The organism is Rhodoplanes roseus, from assembly GCF_003258865.1.
Taxonomy (GTDB): Bacteria; Pseudomonadota; Alphaproteobacteria; order Rhizobiales; family Xanthobacteraceae; genus Rhodoplanes; species Rhodoplanes roseus.
This window is the reverse complement of sequence record NZ_NPEX01000357.1, coordinates 1-4973: the sequence shown is the minus strand read 5'-3', so window position 1 is coordinate 4973 and position 4973 is coordinate 1. Positions and strand designations below refer to the sequence as shown.

The window sequence follows — 4973 nt, the reverse complement described above, 5'->3', positions numbered from 1 at the left end:
TGCCGAGCGAGCGCGCCAGCGAGCGGGCCAGCGGGTTGTCGCGACAGGCGTCGAGGAAGACCAGATTGACGCGCGGCAGCTCTTCGACACCGCCGCCTACCGGAGCGCCGTCGCACCGGCCCGGGCGGCCGCCCTGCCGGGAGCGACGCCATGAGGACCGCCGTCCTGAGATCGCGCCTGTTGCCGCATCCGCTGCTGAGCGTCGTCGTCGCAGTGGTGTGGGTGGCGCTCGCCAACAGCCTGTCGGTCGGCCACGTCCTGCTCGGCGTCGCGCTCGGCGTCGGCGTGCCGCTGGTCACGGCCTGCTACTGGCCCGAGCGGCCGGTGGTGAAGCGACCGCTGAAAGTGCTGGAATACGCCGCCATCGTCGCCTGGGACATCCTGGTGTCGAACGTCGAGGTGGCGCGGCTGATCCTGTTCCGCCGGGGATCGACGCTGCGCTCGGTGTTCGTCAGCGTGCCGCTGGAGCTGCGCACGCCGGAGGCCGTGACGGTGCTGACCGGCACCATCACGCTCACCCCCGGCACGGTCTCGGCCGACCTCTCCGCCGACGGACGCAGCGTGCTGGTGCATTGCCTCGAGGCGACCGATCCGGACGCCGTGGTGCGCCAGATCAAAAGCCGCTACGAGCGCCGCCTGAAGGAGATCTTCGAATGATCCTGACCGGCCCGATCGAGACCGCCTGCGTGATCGCCGTCGTCGCCATCAGCGTCGCGGCGCTGCTCAACCTGTACCGGCTCGCCGTCGGCCCCGACGTGCTCGACCGCATCCTGGCGCTCGACACCCTGGTGGTGAACGCCATCGCGCTGATCGTGGTGATCGGCGTGTGGTACGGCACGGCGGTCTATTTCGAGGCGGCGCTGCTGTTCGCCATGGTGGGATTCCTCACCACGGTGGCGTTCTGCAAGTATCTGCTACGCGGCAACGTGATCGAGTGAGGCCCGCCATGACGACCGCGTCGGAGATTCTCGTCACGGTGCTGATGCTGGTCGGCACCGTCTTCCTGTTCGTCGGCTCGCTCGGGCTCGCCACCCTGCCCGACCTGATGCGCCGCCTGCACGCGCCCACCAAGGCGACGACGCTCGGCATCGGCGCCATGCTGGTCGCCTCGATGCTGTATTTCACCTTCGCGCAGGGCGACCTGTCGTTCCACGAGATCCTGATCGCCCTGTTCCTGTTCATGACCGCGCCGGTGTCGGCCCACATGATCGCCAAGGCCCATATCCTGCGCGACCCGGCGCTGTGCGACACCCTGCCGCCGGCCCAAGACTCCGGATGGGCGACGGTGACCCCGCCGGCGACGGATCCGCGCGAAAACTGATCAGGGCGCGACGCGGCCGAGCGCGTCGGCGAGGCGGTCGAGCGCGTCGGCCAGCATCGGGCCGCCGCAGATGGTCAGCGGCTCCGGGACGACGATGCGCTTCTCGGGCGGATAGAGGCGCTGCAGCGCCGGATGCAGCAGGAACGCCTGGCCCTGGTCCTCGGCCGTCTCCTGCGCGGTGGCGACCAGCACCAGGTCGGGCCGGGCCGCGACGATCTCCTCCAGCGAGGCGAAGCCGCCGGTGGCGATGCCGAGCTCGGACGCCGCATTGACCAGCCCGGCGGCGGCGAGCAGCGAGCTGGTCAGGCTCTCGACGCCCGGCACCCAGCCGCGCCGCGACACCGCCAGCACCCGCAGCCCGCTCTTCGACGCGGCGGCGCGCGCCCGCGCCAGCGCCGCGTCGATCGCCGCGATACGGACTGCGGAGCGCTCCGGATGGCCGACCAGCGCGCCCATGCGGGCGAGCTGCTGCTTGGCCTCGTCGATGGTGCGCACGATGTCGAAATCGGCGAGCGGCAGGCCGCGCCGGGCCAGGAGCTCGCGCGTCGCGCGCCGCTCGAAGCGGCCGGCGACGACCAGATCGGGCTTGAGCACCATCACGTCCTCGGCCCCGCCCGACAGCGCCGGATAGCGCGCCGCCTCGGCGGCCGCCCACGACATGGCCGGATCGCGCGAGTACGGGCTCAACCCGACGATCTGCTCCGGATCGGCGAGCGTCAGCAGAAGCTGGTCGGTGCACAGGTTGAGCGACGCGATCTTCTTGGGCGGCTCGGCCCGGGCCGGGACGGCGAGCAGAAGCAGGGCTGTGGCGAGCAGAAGCAGGGCTGCGCCGAGGGGGCTGACCCGGATACGCTCGCGCCCGTGGAGACGCTGCAGGCCCCCCACCCCCGACCCCTCCCCGCCATTTGCTGGCGCGAATGGGAGGAGGGGAGCCGCAGCGCCGTGCACGACGCGAGAGAGAGCAGAAACGCCTTGCTTGAAAGAACTGGACGCCGAGGCGCCCTCTTCTCCCCTCCCCCCGCTCGCGAAGCGAGTGGCGGGGAGGGGTCGGGGGTGGGGGGTAGGTCTTGCGCTGGCGCTGATGGTCCGAGATCCGAACGGATCACACGAACGCGAAGTCCGACAGTGCCGGGGCGTAGCCGCTTGATCTGATCAGTTCCCCTTCGACAGCGCGGTCTTGCACGCCGGGGTGAGCTTGTCGCTCTGGTCCTGCAGGCATTTGACGATGCGGCCGCCGCCCGGCTGGACGCCGTTGCAGAGGCGCTGATAGTCGGCCTTGCAGGCGTCGCGCAGCACGCTGCGCTGGTCCTGCGCCGCGGCCGGGTCGGCCGCCAGGGTGGCGGCCGCCAGAAGGGCGAGCATCATGATCGAACGCATCGGTGTCTCCTCGTTGCTGATTGGAACCGGGCCGGGGCCGGAACGCGGCGTATCGGTCGTCGGATCGCCACGGCGCCGCCCCGTCTGATATGGCAGTGCGCCGAGAGTCCTTCGCTCAGCGGCTGCGCAAGCGGCCGACCAGGGCGGCGCGGGTCTGTGGTGGGATTTCCACGGCGGCCTCGACGACCGAGTCGATCACGACGTCGCCGATGGCGACGCGCTTGTCGCGCGCCTCCATCACGGCGGCCCGGAAGGCGCGCACGTCGAGGCGCGGATCGGCGAGCTTCTGGATGGCGTCGCGCAGCGCCTGCTCGTAGGCCGCCTGGGCATCGGCCAGGGCCGGCTTCTTGCCTTCGAAGATGCGCCGCAGCCGGGCCGCGTCCGCCTCGGGCAGGCGATCGGCGATGTTGTCGACGAGGCGCGCCGGCGCGCCGGCGGCGGCGAGCAGCGGCCGCGGCGCCAGCCATTGCGTGACGACGTAGCTGCCCAGCACGACGTTGAGGCAGAGCGAGGCGAGCAGCAGCAGATGCAGCCGCCCGAATCTGAAGCGCGTCGCGATCGTCGTCATGGCAGTCCCCAGTCGCTGGCCATGGAGCCGCTGTCGACCGTCATGGCGAGGATCGTGGCGGCGGCGGGCGGCGCGGCCGAGAACGGCAGCTCGACCGCGAGCGAGACGCCGAGCAGCACCGACGCGGCGAGGCTCGCGGCCGGAAACAGCCAGCGCAGCCGCGACGGCAGGGTGGCAGGCACCCTCTCGCGCCCACGCGGCGTCGCGTCGGCGATCTGTTGCAGCACCCGGAATGCGACGTCGTCGGCGCGCCGGCGCGTCACCACCGGGGTGTCCCCGAGCGCCAGATCGAGGCGGCGCTCGGCGGCCAGCACGGCGGTGCCGCCGGGGCTGCGCGCCAGCGCCCGGGCCTCGGCCCGGAGCGGCTCCGGCCAGCGCTCCACGTCGCCGCCCCAGGTTTCCGCCAGCCGGCGGAACTCATCGATCGTCACGGGCTCCTCCCACGGTTTCCTCACGCGCCCGGCAGGCCGCCTTGACGGCGGCGCGGCCGCGGATCAGCAGGGACTCGAAGGCCTTCTCGGAAATCTCCATCGCGGCCGCCGCCTCGCGACCGCTCAGGCCTTCCATGTGGAACAAGACGACGGCGGCGCGCTGCCGGGCCGGCAGGGCCGCGACGGCGGTGTCGACGGCGCGGCGCTCCTCGCGGGCGACCAGCACGCCGAGCGGCTCCGGATCGGACGCCGCGATCTCGCCGGCCGCGTCGATCTCGGCATGCGCGGGGCGGCGGCGCTGATCGATCGCGAGGTTCACGACGATCCGGTAGAGCCAGGTGGTGAAGCGCGCCCGTGCCGGGTCGAACGATCCGGCCCGGGTCCACACCCGCAGGAACGCCTCCTGGGCGATGTCGTCGGCGTCCGCGGCGCTGCCCGCGACCTTCTGGGCGACCCGGATCGCGAGCCCCATGTGGCGCTCCATCAGGCGGCCGAAGGCACGCCGGTCACCACCGGCGACCCGCCCGACGAGCGCCTCGTCGGCTTCGTCCTCCGCCATCGCTCCCGGCTCCCCTGACCCGGCCGTGCTCCTGGCGATTGTACGTGGGCCGGCCCGGATTCCTTCGCGCCCGGCGGATCGGGCGGTCGCGAGGACTCCGGTGCCGCGGACGGCGAGCGCCGCGATCGGGGCTCCAAGCGGCGCTGCATCTCGAAGGGCTCGGGCTCGGACGACCTCGACGACCGGGTCACGGTGAAGGGCGGGTTTCGGGCCGGCCCGCGGGCCGAGGAAGGGGACCCCAGCGGCGGCACCGGGCCGGGCTTCTATGTCGGCGTCCGCCGCAGCCTCGGCACGCCGTGCCGCTCAGAACGGCCGGGTCGGGCCGGGGCCGATGTGCCAGTCGCGCTTGTAGCCGGTGAGCCGCCCCTTGCGGAACTGCAGCCAGACGAGGCCGTCGACCGGGGTCAGGCCGGGCGTGGCGGCCGGCAATCGCGCGACGAACACGTCGGAGCCGGCCGGGCTGGTGCCGCGATAGGCCGAGATCGGCTCCAGCGGAACGCCGAGCGCCGCCGCGACGGCCGGCGGCGTCATGCCGAGCTCGAGCGGCGCCGTGTTCGGCGCCGTCGTCGAGGTGGTCACGCAGCCGCCCAGCACGGCCGCGCAGGCCAGCGCACCAGCCAGACCGACGATCGCGCGTCGCATGGTTCGTCCCCCTCGCCGCGATGGTGGTCCCGCGGCCCGCCCGGGTCAATCGCCCGCCGTCGCAAAAAGAAACGG

At 72.8% G+C, this 4973-nt stretch carries 9 protein-coding genes; 3 read left to right on the top strand and 6 right to left on the bottom strand.

Translation table 11 applies throughout. The features are described from left to right. The first annotated feature begins 150 nt into the window (after positions 1-150). The 3 genes from CH341_RS27970 to CH341_RS27960 are packed head-to-tail and all read left to right on the top strand — an operon-like array spanning position 151 to position 1321. Entirely contained in the window at positions 151-657 is a 507-nt protein-coding gene (locus CH341_RS27970; protein WP_111422307.1) for a Na+/H+ antiporter subunit E, read from the top strand. After that, positions 654-938 carry a K+/H+ antiporter subunit F gene (locus CH341_RS27965; protein WP_111422305.1) on the top strand — a complete coding sequence of 95 codons (285 nt, stop codon included), beginning with the start codon at positions 654-656 and terminating at the stop codon, positions 936-938. The genes CH341_RS27970 and CH341_RS27965 overlap by 4 nt, the downstream gene beginning before the upstream one ends. 8 nt (positions 939-946) lie before the next feature. Continuing rightward, a complete protein-coding gene (locus CH341_RS27960) occupies positions 947-1321 on the top strand; it encodes a Na+/H+ antiporter subunit G (protein WP_111422303.1) in 375 nt (124 codons plus the stop codon). On the opposite strand, the gene CH341_RS27955 is transcribed toward CH341_RS27960, so the two are convergent. The 6 genes from CH341_RS27955 to CH341_RS27930 all read right to left on the bottom strand — a co-directional run bounded on the left by CH341_RS27955 (position 1322) and on the right by CH341_RS27930 (position 4898). Further along, on the bottom strand, positions 1322-2197 hold the full coding sequence (locus CH341_RS27955) for an ABC transporter substrate-binding protein (RefSeq protein WP_425376215.1): 876 nt from the start codon (positions 2195-2197) through the stop codon (positions 1322-1324). 276 nt (positions 2198-2473) lie between these two features. Continuing rightward, positions 2474-2698: a cysteine rich repeat-containing protein gene (locus CH341_RS27950; RefSeq protein ID WP_111422301.1), complete on the bottom strand. Its 225-nt coding sequence runs from the start codon at positions 2696-2698 to the stop codon at positions 2474-2476. Positions 2699-2813: 115 nt separating this feature from the next. Next, positions 2814-3266 carry a periplasmic heavy metal sensor gene (locus CH341_RS27945; RefSeq protein WP_111422299.1) on the bottom strand — a complete coding sequence of 151 codons (453 nt, stop codon included), beginning with the start codon at positions 3264-3266 and terminating at the stop codon, positions 2814-2816. Next, entirely contained in the window at positions 3263-3697 is a 435-nt protein-coding gene (locus CH341_RS27940; RefSeq protein ID WP_111422297.1) for a hypothetical protein, read from the bottom strand. The genes CH341_RS27945 and CH341_RS27940 overlap by 4 nt, the downstream gene beginning before the upstream one ends. Beyond that, on the bottom strand, positions 3684-4295 hold the full coding sequence (locus CH341_RS27935) for an RNA polymerase sigma factor (RefSeq protein WP_281023659.1): 612 nt from the start codon (positions 4293-4295) through the stop codon (positions 3684-3686). Before CH341_RS27935 ends, CH341_RS27940 begins: the two co-directional genes overlap by 14 nt. 264 nt (positions 4296-4559) lie before the next feature. After that, positions 4560-4898: a hypothetical protein gene (locus CH341_RS27930; protein ID WP_111422293.1), complete on the bottom strand. Its 339-nt coding sequence runs from the start codon at positions 4896-4898 to the stop codon at positions 4560-4562. Positions 4899-4973 lie beyond the last annotated feature (75 nt).

Bases quoted from the DNA above. Each gene is read 5' to 3' on its own strand.
- CH341_RS27970 (WP_111422307.1), top strand. From the start codon at position 151: ATGAGGACCGCCGTCCTGAGATCGCGCCTGTTGCCGCATCCGCTGCTG.
- CH341_RS27965 (WP_111422305.1), top strand. From the start codon at position 654: ATGATCCTGACCGGCCCGATCGAGACCGCCTGCGTGATCGCCGTCGTC.
- CH341_RS27960 (WP_111422303.1), top strand. From the start codon at position 947: ATGACGACCGCGTCGGAGATTCTCGTCACGGTGCTGATGCTGGTCGGC.
- CH341_RS27950 (WP_111422301.1), bottom strand. From the start codon at position 2,698: ATGCGTTCGATCATGATGCTCGCCCTTCTGGCGGCCGCCACCCTGGCG.
- CH341_RS27945 (WP_111422299.1), bottom strand. From the start codon at position 3,266: ATGACGACGATCGCGACGCGCTTCAGATTCGGGCGGCTGCATCTGCTG.
- CH341_RS27930 (WP_111422293.1), bottom strand. From the start codon at position 4,898: ATGCGACGCGCGATCGTCGGTCTGGCTGGTGCGCTGGCCTGCGCGGCC.